Annotated in this window: 12 protein-coding genes; 7 read left to right on the top strand and 5 right to left on the bottom strand. The window is 71.3% G+C overall.

The window, feature by feature from the left end:
• From HG543_RS16735 to HG543_RS16720, 4 genes are all read right to left on the bottom strand, one after another.
• Window positions 1-798 carry a hypothetical protein gene (locus HG543_RS16735; protein ID WP_169345782.1) on the bottom strand — a complete coding sequence of 266 codons (798 nt, stop codon included), beginning with the start codon at window positions 796-798 and terminating at the stop codon, window positions 1-3.
• A gap of 210 nt (window positions 799-1,008) precedes the next feature.
• On the bottom strand, window positions 1,009-1,566 hold the full coding sequence (locus HG543_RS16730; RefSeq protein WP_246357081.1) for a hypothetical protein: 558 nt from the start codon (window positions 1,564-1,566) through the stop codon (window positions 1,009-1,011).
• Window positions 1,567-1,757: 191 nt separating this feature from the next.
• Window positions 1,758-3,458 (bottom strand): amidohydrolase, encoded by a 1,701-nt coding sequence (locus HG543_RS16725; RefSeq protein ID WP_171817779.1) that lies wholly within the window; start codon window positions 3,456-3,458, stop codon window positions 1,758-1,760.
• 164 nt (window positions 3,459-3,622) lie between these two features.
• Window positions 3,623-4,393: a rhomboid family intramembrane serine protease gene (locus HG543_RS16720; RefSeq protein WP_169345780.1), complete on the bottom strand. Its 771-nt coding sequence runs from the start codon at window positions 4,391-4,393 to the stop codon at window positions 3,623-3,625.
• Window positions 4,394-4,525: 132 nt separating this feature from the next.
• On the opposite strand from HG543_RS16720, the gene HG543_RS16715 reads away from it, so the two are divergent.
• Window positions 4,526-5,437: an alpha/beta fold hydrolase gene (locus HG543_RS16715; protein WP_169345779.1), complete on the top strand. Its 912-nt coding sequence runs from the start codon at window positions 4,526-4,528 to the stop codon at window positions 5,435-5,437.
• A 112-nt stretch (window positions 5,438-5,549) separates the two neighbouring features.
• Window positions 5,550-6,074 carry a hypothetical protein gene (locus tag HG543_RS16710; RefSeq protein WP_169345778.1) on the top strand — a complete coding sequence of 175 codons (525 nt, stop codon included), beginning with the start codon at window positions 5,550-5,552 and terminating at the stop codon, window positions 6,072-6,074.
• A 3-nt stretch (window positions 6,075-6,077) separates the two neighbouring features.
• Here the strand turns inward: HG543_RS16710 and rnz are convergent, their stop codons facing one another.
• Window positions 6,078-7,001, bottom strand: a complete 924-nt coding sequence (gene rnz / locus HG543_RS16705; RefSeq protein ID WP_169345777.1) for a ribonuclease Z — start codon at window positions 6,999-7,001, stop codon at window positions 6,078-6,080.
• 135 nt (window positions 7,002-7,136) lie between these two features.
• On the opposite strand from rnz, the gene HG543_RS16700 reads away from it, so the two are divergent.
• The 5 genes from HG543_RS16700 (at window position 7,137) to HG543_RS16680 (ending at window position 14,219) form a co-directional block, all read left to right on the top strand.
• Window positions 7,137-7,838 carry a DUF2293 domain-containing protein gene (locus HG543_RS16700; protein WP_169345776.1) on the top strand — a complete coding sequence of 234 codons (702 nt, stop codon included), beginning with the start codon at window positions 7,137-7,139 and terminating at the stop codon, window positions 7,836-7,838.
• Between the two features lie 300 nt (window positions 7,839-8,138).
• Window positions 8,139-8,951 carry a M57 family metalloprotease gene (locus HG543_RS16695; RefSeq protein ID WP_169345775.1) on the top strand — a complete coding sequence of 271 codons (813 nt, stop codon included), beginning with the start codon at window positions 8,139-8,141 and terminating at the stop codon, window positions 8,949-8,951.
• A gap of 262 nt (window positions 8,952-9,213) precedes the next feature.
• A complete protein-coding gene (locus HG543_RS56345) occupies window positions 9,214-9,954 on the top strand; it encodes a TetR/AcrR family transcriptional regulator (protein WP_343073379.1) in 741 nt (246 codons plus the stop codon).
• Window positions 9,951-11,057 carry an efflux RND transporter periplasmic adaptor subunit gene (locus HG543_RS16685; RefSeq protein WP_169345773.1) on the top strand — a complete coding sequence of 369 codons (1,107 nt, stop codon included), beginning with the start codon at window positions 9,951-9,953 and terminating at the stop codon, window positions 11,055-11,057. The genes HG543_RS56345 and HG543_RS16685 overlap by 4 nt, the downstream gene beginning before the upstream one ends.
• Window positions 11,058-11,093: 36 nt before the next feature.
• Complete coding sequence (locus tag HG543_RS16680) at window positions 11,094-14,219, top strand: efflux RND transporter permease subunit (protein ID WP_169345772.1); 3,126 nt, start codon at window positions 11,094-11,096, stop codon at window positions 14,217-14,219.
• Window positions 14,220-14,543 lie beyond the last annotated feature (324 nt).

Below are 14,543 nucleotides of genomic sequence, written 5' to 3'. Positions count from 1 at the left end.
TCAGCGGACGTCGTCGCGCGGGGATGGCCCCTGGCACTCGGGCCACATGCGCTGGAGGAACTGCGTCTCGCCGCCCTGGCACCATGCGGGGGACGTGTCTCCGGCGTTGCACACCTCGCGGTAGAAGGCGTGCGCGTCGTCCGGGCCCGTGCAGGTGTCGTACGCGTCCGCCAGCGCCACGCCGTACCACTCCGCGGTGCTCTGGATGCACGCCTCGATGCGAGAGGCCACACCCACGTCGCAGGCCGCGTAGAGCGCCGCGTCCACCTCGGGCGCGCAGGCGCCGTTGATGCAGTCCAGCTGCAGGCGGAACTGCTTGCCCGCGCCGCCGTCGGCGCTCACCACCGCCAGGTACTCGCCGCCCCGGGACAGCGCCAGCGCCGCCACCTTGCTGAGCTGCCCGTGGCCCGCGTCGTCGTCCCGCGCCAGCACCGCGCTGCCGTAGCTGCCGTCCGCCTGGCGCGGCCCGTACACGAGCAGGTGCGTGTCCAGGTGCGGGTTGCTGCCCAGGTGTGTCACCTCCAGCTTCACCTGCGCGCCCGCACGCACATTGAAGCCGAAGGACAGGTGCCCCGGGCCCGCGGTGAAGCGCGTCTGCACCGCGCCGCCCAGCTCCACCCGCCCCATGTACGCCGTGCTGTCCACGATGTTGCCGTTCACTGGCGTGGGAGGCGCCACCCACTCCTGCTGCGCGCCCTCGTCCACGGAGGCCGTCTGCGAGGCTTCAGGCGAGGGGCCACAGCCACCCATCACCAGCACCGGCATCAACAGACACGCCTGCCACCGCTTGCGAAACATTGCGCACTTCCTGGGGTGTGGGTCTCGGAACGAATGAGCGTTCGGAAGGGTGGCGCGCGTGTGCCACACCCCAGGCCCCGCATTCAAGCTGCAATGCTTCATCGGCCATATCACTCACACTGTTGACGAGACCGCCACACGCGCGTCACGCACCCGGCGCGCGGGGGCACATGTCTGTGAGAGGGAATGGCGCGGCGGTGCGCCTGGCTCCTACCCGGAGCGGATGCGCCAGCGCAGGGCGCCGTCGGCCGCGGGGGCGATGACCTCCACGCGGGGGTTCTTCGCGCTCGAGCACTCCAGGTACGCCTTGAAGCCGCCGGCCAGTTCATTGATGGACACCGGCGTCTGGTAGGCGAACTGGCGCAGCGTCAGCACGCCCACGCCGTCCTCCTCCGAGTGCACCAGCTCGCCCTGGTCGCAGTACGAGCGCCACATGCGCCGCGCCATGCCCAGCACCATGGACGGCGTGGTGAAGCGCAGCACCATCTTGAAGATGGAGTGGATGTCGCGCAGCGTGACTTCGTAGCCGATGGTCTGCGCGCCCGTGGCGTTGCCCTCGAAGTGGTGGTTCACCACGTACTCGACGATGCCGAAGTACGTCTCCACCGGCACCCAGCCCACCGCGAGCGCCGTGCGCGGGTCCGTGTGCGTCCGCAGCTCTGGAGACAGCGACTCCACCGCCGCGCGCGCGGTCTCCTCCCCGAACCGCTCGCTCACATACGCGAGCAGGTTCTGGACGGTGAAGCCCTTGTAGTGAACTCCAGACAACGCAGCTGTCACGGCCAGAGGACCCTCGCGCCGTCCGGTGGGCCACGGTGGCCCGCCCGGAAAGTAATGGCGGCGCGGTATGCTAGAGCACCCGTCGAGCCAGCGAAAAGAGCTGTCCGTGAAGCCCGCGCGCTCGCGGGCGGGCGCCACTGCATTGAATCAATACAGTGGCACGAAACCTGAATCGGGGTTCACTTCGCGGGCGCGCGGTAGGCCTCCGCGCCCGCCACCACCGTCAGGAGGACCTTGCCGCCGGGAAGCTCGGAGGTGGGAGCATCCACCGGGTCCACGGACAGTGCGACGAAGTCCGCGTCCATGCCGGGCTTGAGCCGGCCGCGCTGGCCCTCGGCGAAGGCGGCGTACGCGGCGCCCACGGTGAAGCCCTCCAGGGCCTCCTGGCCGCTGAGCCGCTGGTCCGGGTACCACCCGGCGGCGGGCTGGCCCTGGACGTCCTGCCGCGTGCGGGCCGCGTACAGCCCGGGGAGCACGTCCGGGCGCTCCACGGGGAAGTCGCTGCCCAGCGCGAGCACCGCGCCGGAGGCCTTCAGCCGCTGCCACGCGTAGGCACCGCGGATGCGCTCGGGGCCCACGCGCGTCTCGGCCCACGGCATGTCGCTGGTGGCGTGCGTGGGCTGCACGCTGGCGATGAAGCCGCTCCTGCCCAGCCGGTCGATGTCCTCCAGCCGCATCACCTGCGCGTGCTCCACGCGGTGCCGGCCGTCCTTCGTCCCGGTGGCCTCGGCCGCGCGGGTGAGCGCGTCCAGCACCAGCGTGTTGGCCCTGTCACCAATGGCGTGCGTGCACACCTGGAAGCCGCGGGCCATGAAGGCCTTCACGCGCGCCTCGTACTCCTCGGGCGTCAGGAGCAGCAGGCCCTTGTGGCCGGGCTCGTCGCTGTAGTCGTGGTGCAGCGCCGCGCCGCGGCTGCCCAGCGCACCGTCCAGGCTGAGCTTCACCGCGCGCATCGTGAGGTGGTTGCCCTGGAAGGGGCCTTCCTTCAGGTACGTCTCGCGCTCGGCGGACTGCCCGTCCGCCATGACGTACACACGCACGGGCAGCTTGCCCTCCTTGTCCCAGCGCTGGAACAGGCGGAAGGTGCGCAGGTCCATGCCCGCGTCGTGCACGCTGGTGAGGCCCGCCTGGGCGGAGCGGGCGAGCGCCGCGGCCAGCTGCGCCTCGTGCTGCGCGTCCGTGGGCGGCGGCAGCACCGCGAACACCAGGTCCATGGCGTTGTCCACGAGGATGCCGGTGGGCTCGCCGTCCGGGCCGCGGAGGATGCGGCCGCCGGTGGGGTCCTTCGTGTCACGGCCAATCTTCGCGCGGCGCAGCGCCTCGCTGTTGACCCACAGCGCGTGCCCGTCCACGCGGCTGAGCGCCACCGGCGTGTTCGGGTGCTTCGCGTCCAAATCCTGCCGCGTGGGGAAGGTCCGCTCCGGCCAGTCGTTCTGGTCCCACCCGCGGCCGATGAGCCACTCGCCCTGGAAGGCCGTCTGGGGCGCGGCGGCGACGCGCGCGAGCGCCTCCGCCTTGGTGGCCGCCTCCTCCAGGTTCACCGTCACCAGCCCGCTGCCCAGCCCGGACAGGTGGCCGTGCGCGTCGGTGAGGCCCGGCACCACCGTGGCGTCGCCCAGGTCCACCACGCGCGCGCCCGCGCCGGCGGCGGCCATCACCTCGTCCTTCGTGCCCGTGGCCAGCACCTTGCCCTCGCGCACGGCGAGCGCTTCCACCACCGGCCGGTCCGCGTCCAGCGTCCGCACGCGCTTCGCCACGTACACCGTGGTGCCCGTGGCGGGGCCCTTGCCGCCCTCCGCCTCCGGCGCGCGCTTCGCGCAGCCGGCCATGCCCGTCAGAAGGAGCACCGCACCGAAGAGTCCACCGAGTCGTCGCAGCATCGTGTCTCGCACCTGCCTCGAAGTCCGCCCCGTCCCCCGGGGCTGGCGGCGCGGCACTCTGGCGCACCCGGTGGCGGAGGGCCAGCGCTCCACGGGCGCGCCGCGCCGCGGCGTGAGCGTGCCACCCCGCCGCCGGTGCGACTTCACGGTGCGGGAGGCGGGGCCTACGGGTGGTCCGGGTGCAGCCGGTGCCGCCAGGAGGTGCGCTTCGCGGTGTAGCGCGGGTTCTGGAACAGCTTGATGAGCACCACGCCGGCCACGAAGCCGCCCACGTGCGCCCAGACGGCCACGCCGCCCGTCACCTGCTCCACCGTCATCAACTGGGGCAGGCCGCTGATGACCTGCACCACGAACCACCACAGCAGCACCGCCCAGGCGGGCACCGGGATGATTTGAATGAAGATGAAGATGATGAAGAGCATGTTCACCCGCACGCGCGGGTAGAGCACGAGGTACGCGCCCATGACGCCGGAGATGGCGCCGGAAGCGCCCACGGTGGGCACCGGCGACGTCGGGTCCACCAGCACGTGCGCAGCCGCCGCGGCCAGGCCACACGCCAGGTAGAACACGAGGAAGCGGAAGCGCCCCATGCTGTCCTCGACGTTGTTGCCGAAGACCCAGAAGAAGAGGCAGTTGCCCAGGAGGTGCATCCACCCGCCATGCAGGAACATGGAGGTGAGCGGGGTGAGCCGGTTGATGGTCTCGTTGTCGATGCCGCACCCGATGCCATCACCCATCTTCAGGATGAACCCGAGCGGCGCGCGGCCCGTCAGCTCGCCGGGCACCATGCCCAGGTTGCACACGCTCTCCGCGAGCTTGTAGGCGTCGAACCCCGCGCCCTGGACGAAGAACCAGGTGACGAGGATGGCGCCGAGCAGCAGGTACGTCACCACGGGGGTGCGCAGGGTCGGGTTGTCGTCGCTGATGGGAATCATCGCTGCCCTCCATCATGTGCACGGCCCGCATCCCCGGGCACGGGAATGAGTGTCCGCCGGTGTGCGGCGCGCGACGCATGGCGCCACGCGGGCCACGCGCGCCCCGCGCGGCATGCCTAGGGTGGGCCCCGTATGGCTTCTCCCCAGACTTCCACCTCGCGCTCCATTCCCCTGAACTCGCTGCGCATGCAGGCGCTGGAGGCGGGCCCCTCCGGCGGTCCGCTCGTCGTCCTGCTGCACGGCTTCCCGGAGCTGTCCGAGAGCTGGCGCGACGTGCTGCCGGTGCTCGGCGCCGCGGGCTACCACGCGGTGGCCCCGGACCTGCGCGGCTATGGCGGCACGGACCGGCCGCGCTCCGGCTACGACACCGACACGCTGGCCGGCGACATCGTCGAGCTCATCCGCTACCTCCAGCCCGGCCGGCCCGCGCACGTGGTGGGCCATGACTGGGGCGGCGGCATCGCCTACCACGTGGCGGCCTGGCACCCGGACGTCGTGGACCGGCTGGCCGTCGTCAACTGCCCGCACCCGGCCGTCATGGCGAAGCGCATCTGGTGGCCGCCCCAGCTGGCGCGCTCCTGGTACATGTTCTTCTTCCAGCTGCCGGTGCTGCCCGAGCGCCTCCTGTCCGCCCGGGGCGGCGCGCTCGTGCCCCAGCTCATCCGCCGCGCCATGGTGGACCCGTCCCGCGCGAGCGACGAGCGCCTGGCGCCCTACGCCGCCCACTTCGCCCACCCGGACGCCGCGCGCGCCGCGGTGGACTACTACCGGCAGGCGGTGCGCGGCCTCTTCACCCCCAAGGGCGCCCGGCGGATGCTGCGCGAGTACCCCCGCATCCGCGCCCCCTTCCGCCTCGTCTGGGCCGAGGAGGATGTCGCCCTCGGACGCGAGCTGACGGTGGACCTGGAGCCCTACTTCGAGCGGCCCCCCGACGTGCGCTACCTCCCCGGGGTGGGACACTTCGCGCCCCTGGAGGCCCCGGCCCAGGTCGCCTCCCTGTTGCTGGAGCATCTGGGTTCAGCGGACCCTACTCCCACACGCTGAGCGTGGGTGGGACACAGTTGCGCCAGGAAACCATCCCCGGGGGCCTCTTGGCGGCGGGTGGCGGGTGAGGGGTATGGTTGCGCACCTCACACTCCCGGGGAGTCCTGAGAACATGAACCTGTCGTTGTCCCGTCGCGGCGCCACGGCGCTGCTCCTGCTGGCCGCCGTCTCCCTCACCACCGCTGGCTGTGCCGGCCGCCGCAAGGAGGCCTTCCTGCACGACAAGGCCCGCGAGCACGTGTACCGCAAGCCCATCGCCGAGGTGTGGCCGCAGGCCCTGGCGCTCATCAAGGAGAAGGGCTTCTCCCTGCGCGGTGGCAAGGAGGGCTTCGAGGTCCAGACGGAGTTCAAGATGGCGGGCGCCCCGTCGTCCCTGGGCACCACCTGGGAGGCCTACCTCATCCGCGGCATCCAGAAGGGCCCCGGCCAGTGCTCCATCGAGTACTGGAAGCGCATCTCCACCGAGTCGCGCCCGGCCGACAACACCACCGGCCGCACCAACGAGGTGAACGACTCGGGGCCGCGCACCGACACCGGCAACTTCAACCGCGAGGAGGAGCTGGAGTGGGAGCTCATCCAGCGCATCGACACGGACTCGGCCAGCGCGCTGAAGGCCCAGGCCGAGACGATTCAGTAGCGCTCAGTCCCGCAGGGGCAATTCGACGGTGAAGCCGTCGAAGGCCACCTCCGCCGGCCCCTTGAACTCCTCGCGCGCCTGCGCGAGCAGCCTCGCGGGGTCGGTGTCGTGGCGGCTGGACAGGTGGGTGAGCACCAGCCGCCGCGCGCCCGCCTCCCGCGCCACCCGCCCCGCCTCGCGCGCCGTGGAGTGGCGCGTCTCCAGCGCGCGCTCCTGCTCGTCGTCGGAGAAGGTGGACTCGTGGACCAGCAGGTCCGCGTCCTTCGCCGCGCGCACCACGGAGGCGCACGGGCGCGTGTCCCCGGAGATGACCAGCCGGCGCCCGGGCCGCGCCGCGCCCAGCACGTCCTCCGGCCGCACCTGGCGCCCGTCCGGCAGCGTCACCGTCTCGCCCTTCTGCAGCTTCCCGAAGCTGGGGCCCTCCGGCACGCCCAGCGCGCGCGCCTTCTCCAGGTTGAAGCGCCCCGGCCGGTCATCCTCCACCAGCGCGTACGCCAGCGCGTTGATGCGGTGGTCCACCCCCACCGCGTGGATGGCGTAGCCGTCGCGGCGCACCACGTCCCCGTCCTTCACCTCGATGATTTCCACCGGGAAGGCCAGCGACTCCAGCCCCAGGTGCACGGCCTGGTGCAACAGCCGCTTCGCCGGGGGCGGGCCGTACAGCCGCATGGGCTGGGCGCGCCCCATCATCCCCAGCGTGCGCAGGAAGCCGATGATTCCCAGGTAGTGGTCCGCGTGGAAGTGCGTGAAGAACACCGCGTCCACGGTGAAGCCGGTGCCGAAGCGCACCATCTGCCGCTGGCTGCCCTCGCCGCAGTCGAAGAGGAGCAGATCCGCGTCCGCCTTCACGGCCAGGCCGGAGAGGTTGCGGTGCAGCGTGGGCTGCGCGGCGGAGGTGCCGAGGAAGGTGAGCCTGAGGAGGGACATGCCGGCGCTTCCCACGCGAAAGAGGACCTCCTGCGCCAAGGTGCGGCGCGAGGCGGCCATTTACCAGGGTTGGACGCGCCCGTGCTTCCCTGACTGACGCTCCCTGCGCTATGAGGCCGCCCCCCGGACACTCTCATGCCTGACTCCCTGACCGTGGGTCCTACCGCGGACCCTCGCCGCGTGCGCACCCAGGATGGCCGCTTCCTCACCGTGCCCGAAGGCTGGGCCCTCCTGCCCCCCGGCGACGCCGGCCTCACCCGCCGCGTGAAGGCCGCCGGGCCCTCCTGGACGGTGCAGGAGAAGGTGGGCCGCAAGCTCTTCTCCCGGGGCGTATGGGCGCCGGAGGCCCACATCGTCCAGGCCCGCGCCGCCCTCGACGCCGAGCGCGCCACCCCCGCCTACGAGAAGAAGCTGGCCGCCGGCCGCGCCCGCCGGGCCCGCGAGCAGGAGGAGTACGAGGTCGACTTCGCCAACGCCGTGCTGCGCTTCCTCGCCTTCTCCCCGGCGTGGCTGCCCCACGCCAAGCGCATGGCCGTCCTCGTCGCCGCCCACGCCACCCCCGTGGGCAGCGGCACCGTGGCCCGCACCGAGCGCATCCCCATTGAGCGCCGCGCCGAGGCCGCCGTCATCGCCTGGATGCGACACCAGACGACAAGCTACGACGACATGCGCATCGCCCGCGTGAAGGGCGCCCGGCGCGAGGTGCGTCGCGAGCTGGCCGACATCTCCCGCGCCGTGCTGGACCTGCACCGCCGCGACACGCCCCACGGCTCCGCCTCGTGCCCCCTGTGCACCGCGCTGGCCGCCCCCGCGAAGCCGCCCCCCGCCGGCACCTGACGCCCTGCGTCGGTGTCCGGGGTTCGAACAACCCTGTTCGAAGTCGGGACGAGGCGCGAGTGCCCGTAAGCCCCTGACTTCTCGGGGCTTCATTCCTGTTTTGTAAAATCTTTTAACGAAACGGGAAACCCGGACTGGGGCAGTGACGCACCATGACTTCGTAAGGGATTTCCACAACCCTTGAGACTTCCTGTGCTGGCGGAGCTGGCGCGGGGCTTGCTCTGGAGGTCCGCCACGCCGGGCGGGAGGGACGCGCCTTCCTGCCCGGGGCAACTCCTCGCAGTCCCTCAAGGAAGACCGATGCTCAAGTTCCGCTCCATGGCCCTGTTGGCGGGTGTGTCTCTTCTCGGCACCGCGTGCGGTGGGTCCGAGGCCCAGTCGCCCAAGGACACCCGCGAGATGTCCTTCGACGAGTTCCGCCAGCTGGCCTACCAGGAGCCGGAGACCGGTGTGTTCATCGCCTTCGGCGACCAGGCCTACGAGAGCGAGGCCCTGCTGCGCGACGCCTTCGAGCAGGCGAAGTCCGGCGTGGCCACCACCCAGGACGGGCTGGCCGTCTATTCCACCCGCGGCAAGGACATCAAGTGGACCGCCAGCGAGGCCCTGAACCTCACGTACTGCGTGAGCACGGGCTTCGGCGGCAACTACAGCAAGGTCGTCAGCGCGATGAACACCGCGGTCAGCGCCTGGGAGGGCGCGGCGCGCATCAACTTCATCCACGTCACCGCGCAGGACCCCAACTGCAACGCGCGCAACGGCAACGTCGTGTTCGACGTGAGCCCGGTGAACGTGGGCGGCCAGTACCTCGCCCGCGCCTTCTTCCCCAACTCCAGCCGCCGCAGCCGCAACGTCCTCATCGACAACTCGTCCTTCTCCGCGGGCGCCCCGGGCCTGGACGGCATCCTCCGCCACGAGCTGGGCCACACGCTCGGCTTCCGCCACGAGCACACCCGCCCCGAGGCCGGCGCCTGCTTCGAGGACAACAACTGGCGCGGCCTGACGCCGTACGACTCCAGCTCCGTCATGCACTATCCCCAGTGCAACGGCACCAACACCTGGAGCCTCACGCTGACCACCCTGGACAAGCAGGGCGCGGCCATCCTCTACCCGTAGTCCCCACGGCCTCGAGGGCCAGCGAACATTCACACGGGCGGCTCCGCGTCTGGCGGGGCCGCCCGTTGTCTTCTTCCCGGAAGTAGGCGTGGGCCTACACGCACCCGCGGCCAGGGCCGGAGACGGCGACTTCACTCCCCGATAAGAGGGGGTATGGATTTCTGACCCGCGGTTCAGTCACATTTGCGCCGTTACTGACCCATGGGTTAGTAACCGCGCCGCCATGCCACGCCCCGCCGACCCCCATGCCCGAGATGCCCTGGTGAGTGCCGCCCGGGCGGAGTTCGCCCGCCGGGGGCTGCGGGGCGCTCGCATCGAGGACATCACCGCCGCGTGTGGGCTGTCCAAGGGCGCCTTCTACCTGCACTTCCCCTCGAAGGAGGCCCTCTTCGGGGAGGTGGTGGGGGCCTTCCAGTCGGAGATGGACGCGCTCAACGCGCGGCGCCTGGAGGCCGTGGAGCGCTTCGTCGAGGCGCACGGCATCCCCGGCCCCCGGGACAGGGTGGAGCGCAGCGAGCGCTACCAGCGGCTCGTCGACCTGGAGACCGCGTACGACCTGGAGGCGCTGGAGCTGGTGTGGGCCTACCGGGACGTGTCGCGGGTGCTCGTCGGCGGCAGCCAGGGCACCGAGTTCGAGTCCCTGCTGTGGCAGGTGACGAACACGCAGGTGTCGCGGGTGGCCCAGAGCTTCCGGCGCCTGCAGGAGGCGGGCGCGGTGGACCGCGAGATGGACCCGGAGCTGTTCGGCTCCGTCATCGTCGGCGCCTACCTGCTCTTGTCCAACCAGATGGCCGGCATGGAGCAGAAGCCGGACCTGTCGGCCTGGGCTCGTACGCTCCAGAAGTTGTGCCAGGAGGGCACCATGCCCCGCCTGGAAGTGCCTCGGTCCGTGCCGGGGCTCGCCGCCCCCGCGCGCGCGCCGCGCCCCCCAGCTCCTTCCACGCGCCGGCCCCAGGCCCGCGCGAAGACCCGCAGCACCCGCACCCCGAGGAATCGCCCGTGAAACCGACCAGGAAGCCGTCCTCCCCCCGCGTGCTCGCCGTGAGCGTGGCCACCGCCGCGCTGCTGCTGTCCGCCTGCCAGAAGGCGGATGCCTCGTCGTCCAAGCCCGCGGAGGCTGCCTCCGCGCCCGCCGCCGAGACGGCGGTGAAGGTCGTCGCCGCGCGCACCGTGCAGGCCGCGCCGAGCGAGCAGGTGACGGGCACGCTCTTCCCCGCCCAGGGCCTGCAGGTGGGCTTCGAGGTGGGCGGCCGGCTCGCGGCCGTCAAGGTGACCAAGGGCCAGGTGGTGAAGAAGGGCGACGTCATCGCCCAGCTGGACCCGGAGATCGCCGACGCGCAGGTGGCCCAGGCGGAAGCCGCCGTCGCCGCCGCCGAGGCCGCCGCCGCCATCGCCGCGGACGTGGCCGCGCGCAACGCGAAGCTCCAGCAGGAGGGCGGGGTGAGCGACCTGCAGAACCGCTCCACCACCGCGCAGGCCGAGCAGGCCAAGGCGCAGGTGCTGGCGGCGAAGGCGCAGCTGGCGCAGGCCCGCGCCGCGCGGCGCCGGCACGACCTCAAGGCGCCCTTCGCGGGCACCATCGTCGACGCGCCGGAGCAGACGGGCGCCACGGTGGGCCCGGGCACGCCGCTGTTCACCCTGGAGCGGCTGGACACGCTGCTGCTCAAGACGACGGTGGCCGAGTCCATGCGCTCGCGGCTGAAGCCGGGCACGAAGGTGCGCGTGGAGTCCATTGGCGCGCGCGCGGGCACGCTGGAGGCGGTGGTGCGCACCATCCTCCCGTCCGCGGACCCCGCCACGCGCCGCGTGCCGGTGGAGCTGAGCGTGCCCAACGCGGACGGCCAGTTCGTGGCGCACACGCTGGCGCGCGCGGTGCTGCCCATGGGCGAGGCGCAGGCGGCCCAGGTGGTGCCGGGCACCGCGCTGGCCTCCAACAACGGGGACCACGTCTGGGTGGTGACGGGGGGCGAGGTGCGCCGCGTGGACGTGCAGGTGCTCGAGCGCCGCGAGCGCGAGGTGGTGGTGCTGGCCCCCAGCCCCCTGGAGTCCGTCATCGATTACCCGACGCCGGGGCTCGCCCAGGGCACCCGCGTCTCCGTGAAGTAGCCGCCGGTCCTTTCAAGGCCCACCTGGAGCCTCCCCATGCTTCTCAGTGACGTCTCCATCCGCCGGCCCGTCTTCACGGCCATGATGTCGCTCTGTCTCATCGTCCTGGGCCTGATGGGCCTGGGGCGCGTGGGCACGGACCTCTATCCCGACGTGTCCTTCCCGGTGGTCAGCGTCCAGACCGTCTACAAGGGCGCCGGCCCGGGCGAAATCGAAACGCAGGTCGTCAAGCCCATCGAGGACGCGGTGGCCGGCATCAGCGGCGTGGACAAGATCCACTCCTTCAGCCGCGAGAACGTGGGCGTCATCTGGGTCCAGTTCAAGCTGTCCACCAACCTGGACCGCGCGGTGCAGGACGTGCGCGACAAGGTGGCCAGCGTGGCCAACAAGCTCCCGCAGGACGCGGACTCGCCCGTGGTGGGCCGCGTGGACCTGTCCGCCACGCCCATCCTCACCTACGCGGTGTCCGCGCAGCTGCCGTCGCAGGAGCTGCGCCGGCTCATCGACGACCGCATCAAGCCCGCGCTCGCGCAGCTGGAGGGCGCCGCGGAGGTGCGCGTCACCGGCGGTGACACGCGTGAGATTCAAATCGACATCGACCTGGACAAGGCGCGCGCGGCGGGCGTGTCGCCGCTGGACATCGCCCAGCGCGTGGGCGCGGAGAACCTGGACCTGCCGGCGGGCCGGCTCCTGCTCGGGCCGAGCGAGCTGACGGTGCGCTCGCTGGGGCAGTTCCGCGACGTGGACGAGATTCGCGCGCTGCCGGTGGCCAGGAGCCGCACGGGCGCCCAGGTGCGGCTGGATGAAATCGCCACGGTGACGGACGGCGTGGCGGAGCGCCGCACCCTGGCGCGCCTCAACAGCAAGGACGCAGTCATCCTCGAAATCGTCAAGCAGCCGGGCTCCAACACCATGGCGGTGAGCGACGCGGTGAAGGCGACGATGGCGAAGATGGTGCCCGCGGTGGGCAACGGCTTCGAGGCCACGCTGCTCATCGACCAGTCGGTGCTCATCAAGGAGAACGCCCACGAGGTGTGGATTGCGCTCGTCTTCGGCGGCGCGATGGCGGTGCTCATCATCCTGATGTTCCTGCTGGACGCGCGCGGCACCTTCATCTCCTCGCTGGCGCTGCCCACCTCCGTCATCGGCACGTTCTTCGTGATGTACGTGCTGGACTACACGCTCAACCAGATGACGCTGCTGGCGCTGTCCCTGGCCATCGGTCTGCTCATCGACGACGCGGTGGTGGTGCGCGAGGCGATTACGCACCGGCTGGAGAAGGGCGAGGACCCGATGAGCGCCGCGGCCAACGGCACGAAGGACGTGGGCCTGGCGGTGCTGGCGACGACGATGTCGCTGGTGGCGGTGTTCGTGCCGGTGGCCTTCATGCCCGGCATCGTGGGCCAGTTCTTCAAGCAGTTCGGCATCACCATCTGCGTGGCGGTGCTCGTCTCGCTGTTCATCTCCTTCACATTGGACCCGATGCTGTCGTCGCGGCTCGCGAAGACGCGCAAGCCGGGCGAGGTGCACCGGGACAACGCGGTGGCGGCGGTGCTGCGCCGCTTCCTGGACGGCACCGAGCGCGTGTACGAGGGTATCCTGCGCTGGGTGCTGGCGCACAAGTGGGCCACGGCGGGCATCACCATCGCGGTGCTGGTGCTGTCCTTCGGGGCGGCGAGCCGGCTGGGCGCGGAGTTCATGGCGGCGGAGGACCGCTCGCAGTTCCTGGTGGACCTGACGCTGCCGGACTCGGTGAACCTGGCGGAGACGGAGGCGCGCACCGCGGAGGCGGAGGCGCTGCTGAAGAAGATTCCGGAAGTCACGGACGTCTACTCCATCGTCGGCACCAACGGCGACGTGAACAAGGCGCGTCTGCGCGTGCTGACGGTGGACAAGAACGCGCGCGAGAAGGGCGTCGCCACGCTGAAGGAGGAGGCGCGCGCGCTGCTCGCCCCGGCGCTGGTGGCCACGCGGGTCAACCTGATGGACCCGCCGATGCTGGAGGGCCTGGGGGACTACTACCCCATCATGGTGCGCGTCACCGGCCCGGACCTGGCGCGCATCAACCAGGAGGCCGAGCGCGTGGCGGGCATCCTCCGCGGCCTGCAGGGCACGGCGGACGTGCGCGTGGAGTCCAACCCGCCCAAGCCGGAGATGCAGGTGCGCATCGACCGGGCGCGGGCGACGGACGCGGGGCTGAACGCCTCGGCGCTGGCGCTGCAGCTGCGGCTGGCCATCAGCGGTGACGTGGTGGCGAAGCTGCGCGAGGGCATCACCGAGACGGACATCCGCGTGCGGCTGTCGGAGAAGGACCGGGCCACGCCGGAGCGGGTGCGCGAGCTGGAGGTGTACACGCCGCGCGGCCTCTTGCCGGTGTCGGACGTGGCGTCGGTGGAGATGCGGGACGGGCCGAGCGTCATCGAGCACGACAACCGCGAGCGGCAGATTGCCGTGTACTCGCAGCTGGCGAAGGGGGCGGCGCTGGGTGACATCGCGGCGGCGCTGAAGGCGGAGGTGGCGAAGCAGCCGCTGCCAGCGGGGTATGCGATTACGTACGACGGCCAGATGAAGAGCCTGGACGAGCAGAACAGCGCGTTCGGCATGGCGTTCCTGTTGGCGTTCGTCTTCATCTACATGGTGCTGGCGAGCCAGTTCGAGTCCTTCAAGCACCCGTTCACCATCATGGTGTCGCTGCCGCTGGCGCTGGTGGGCGCGCTGTTGAGCCTGGTGGTGACGGGCTACCACCTGTCGATGGGCGCGATGATTGGCGTCATCCTGCTGATGGGTCTGGTGACGAAGAACGCCATCCTCCTCATCGACGGTGCGCTACAGCACCTGCGCGAGGGGGACTCGGTGGACCAGGCGCTGATGAAGGCGGGCCCGCGCCGGCTGCGGCCGATTCTGATGACGAGCGCGGCGATGGCCATCGGCATGGTGCCGACGGCGGTGGGCACGGGCACGGGCTCCGAGTTCCGCGCGCCGATGGCGATTACCGTGATTGGCGGCGTGATTACGTCCACGTTCCTGACGCTGCTGGTGGTGCCGGTGGTGTTCGCGGCCATGGAGCGGATCGGCTTCTTCCGGCGTCGCGGTGGAACGGAGACGGTGCCGGCCACCAACGCGCTGCCGGAGGTGACGCAGGAGCCCGGCCGGGCGGCGTGACGTAGCGGTCCACTGTGTTGAAACACGTGGGGCCTCCACACCGGGTTCGGGTGTGGAGGCCCCACGTGTTTTCAGGGCACGATGCCGCTCCCGACGTAGGTCATCGCGAGTAACCGGAACGGCGGTGAGCGCGAGCGGATCGTTCTGGCCGTCAGCGCCCCGGCGGTGGCGGTAACGACTGCTGCTCGGGCGCGGTCGGAGTCATGGAAGGCGGTGGCAGCGCAGGGGAGGGGAGCGGCGCCTCGCCCTCGGTTCCCGGGGACTGCTCCGGAGCAGGTGTGGGTTGCTCGGGCGGGGAAGGGGCTGTCTCTTATACCCATCTGA

The organism is Pyxidicoccus fallax, assembly GCF_012933655.1.
Lineage (GTDB): Bacteria > Myxococcota > Myxococcia > Myxococcales > Myxococcaceae > Myxococcus > Myxococcus fallax.
The sequence above is the reverse complement of the archived record's forward strand: the minus strand, read 5'-3'. Positions and strand labels throughout refer to the sequence as shown.

Excerpts from the sequence above, each read along its gene's own strand:
- HG543_RS16735 (WP_169345782.1), bottom strand. The coding sequence starts at position 798 with ATGTTTCGCAAGCGGTGGCAGGCGTGTCTGTTGATGCCGGTGCTGGTG.
- HG543_RS16725 (WP_171817779.1), bottom strand. The coding sequence starts at position 3,458 with ATGCTGCGACGACTCGGTGGACTCTTCGGTGCGGTGCTCCTTCTGACG.
- HG543_RS16720 (WP_169345780.1), bottom strand. The coding sequence starts at position 4,393 with ATGATTCCCATCAGCGACGACAACCCGACCCTGCGCACCCCCGTGGTG.
- HG543_RS16715 (WP_169345779.1), top strand. The coding sequence starts at position 4,526 with ATGGCTTCTCCCCAGACTTCCACCTCGCGCTCCATTCCCCTGAACTCG.
- HG543_RS16710 (WP_169345778.1), top strand. The coding sequence starts at position 5,550 with ATGAACCTGTCGTTGTCCCGTCGCGGCGCCACGGCGCTGCTCCTGCTG.
- rnz (WP_169345777.1), bottom strand. The coding sequence starts at position 7,001 with ATGTCCCTCCTCAGGCTCACCTTCCTCGGCACCTCCGCCGCGCAGCCC.
- HG543_RS16700 (WP_169345776.1), top strand. The coding sequence starts at position 7,137 with ATGCCTGACTCCCTGACCGTGGGTCCTACCGCGGACCCTCGCCGCGTG.
- HG543_RS16695 (WP_169345775.1), top strand. The coding sequence starts at position 8,139 with ATGCTCAAGTTCCGCTCCATGGCCCTGTTGGCGGGTGTGTCTCTTCTC.
- HG543_RS16680 (WP_169345772.1), top strand. The coding sequence starts at position 11,094 with ATGCTTCTCAGTGACGTCTCCATCCGCCGGCCCGTCTTCACGGCCATG.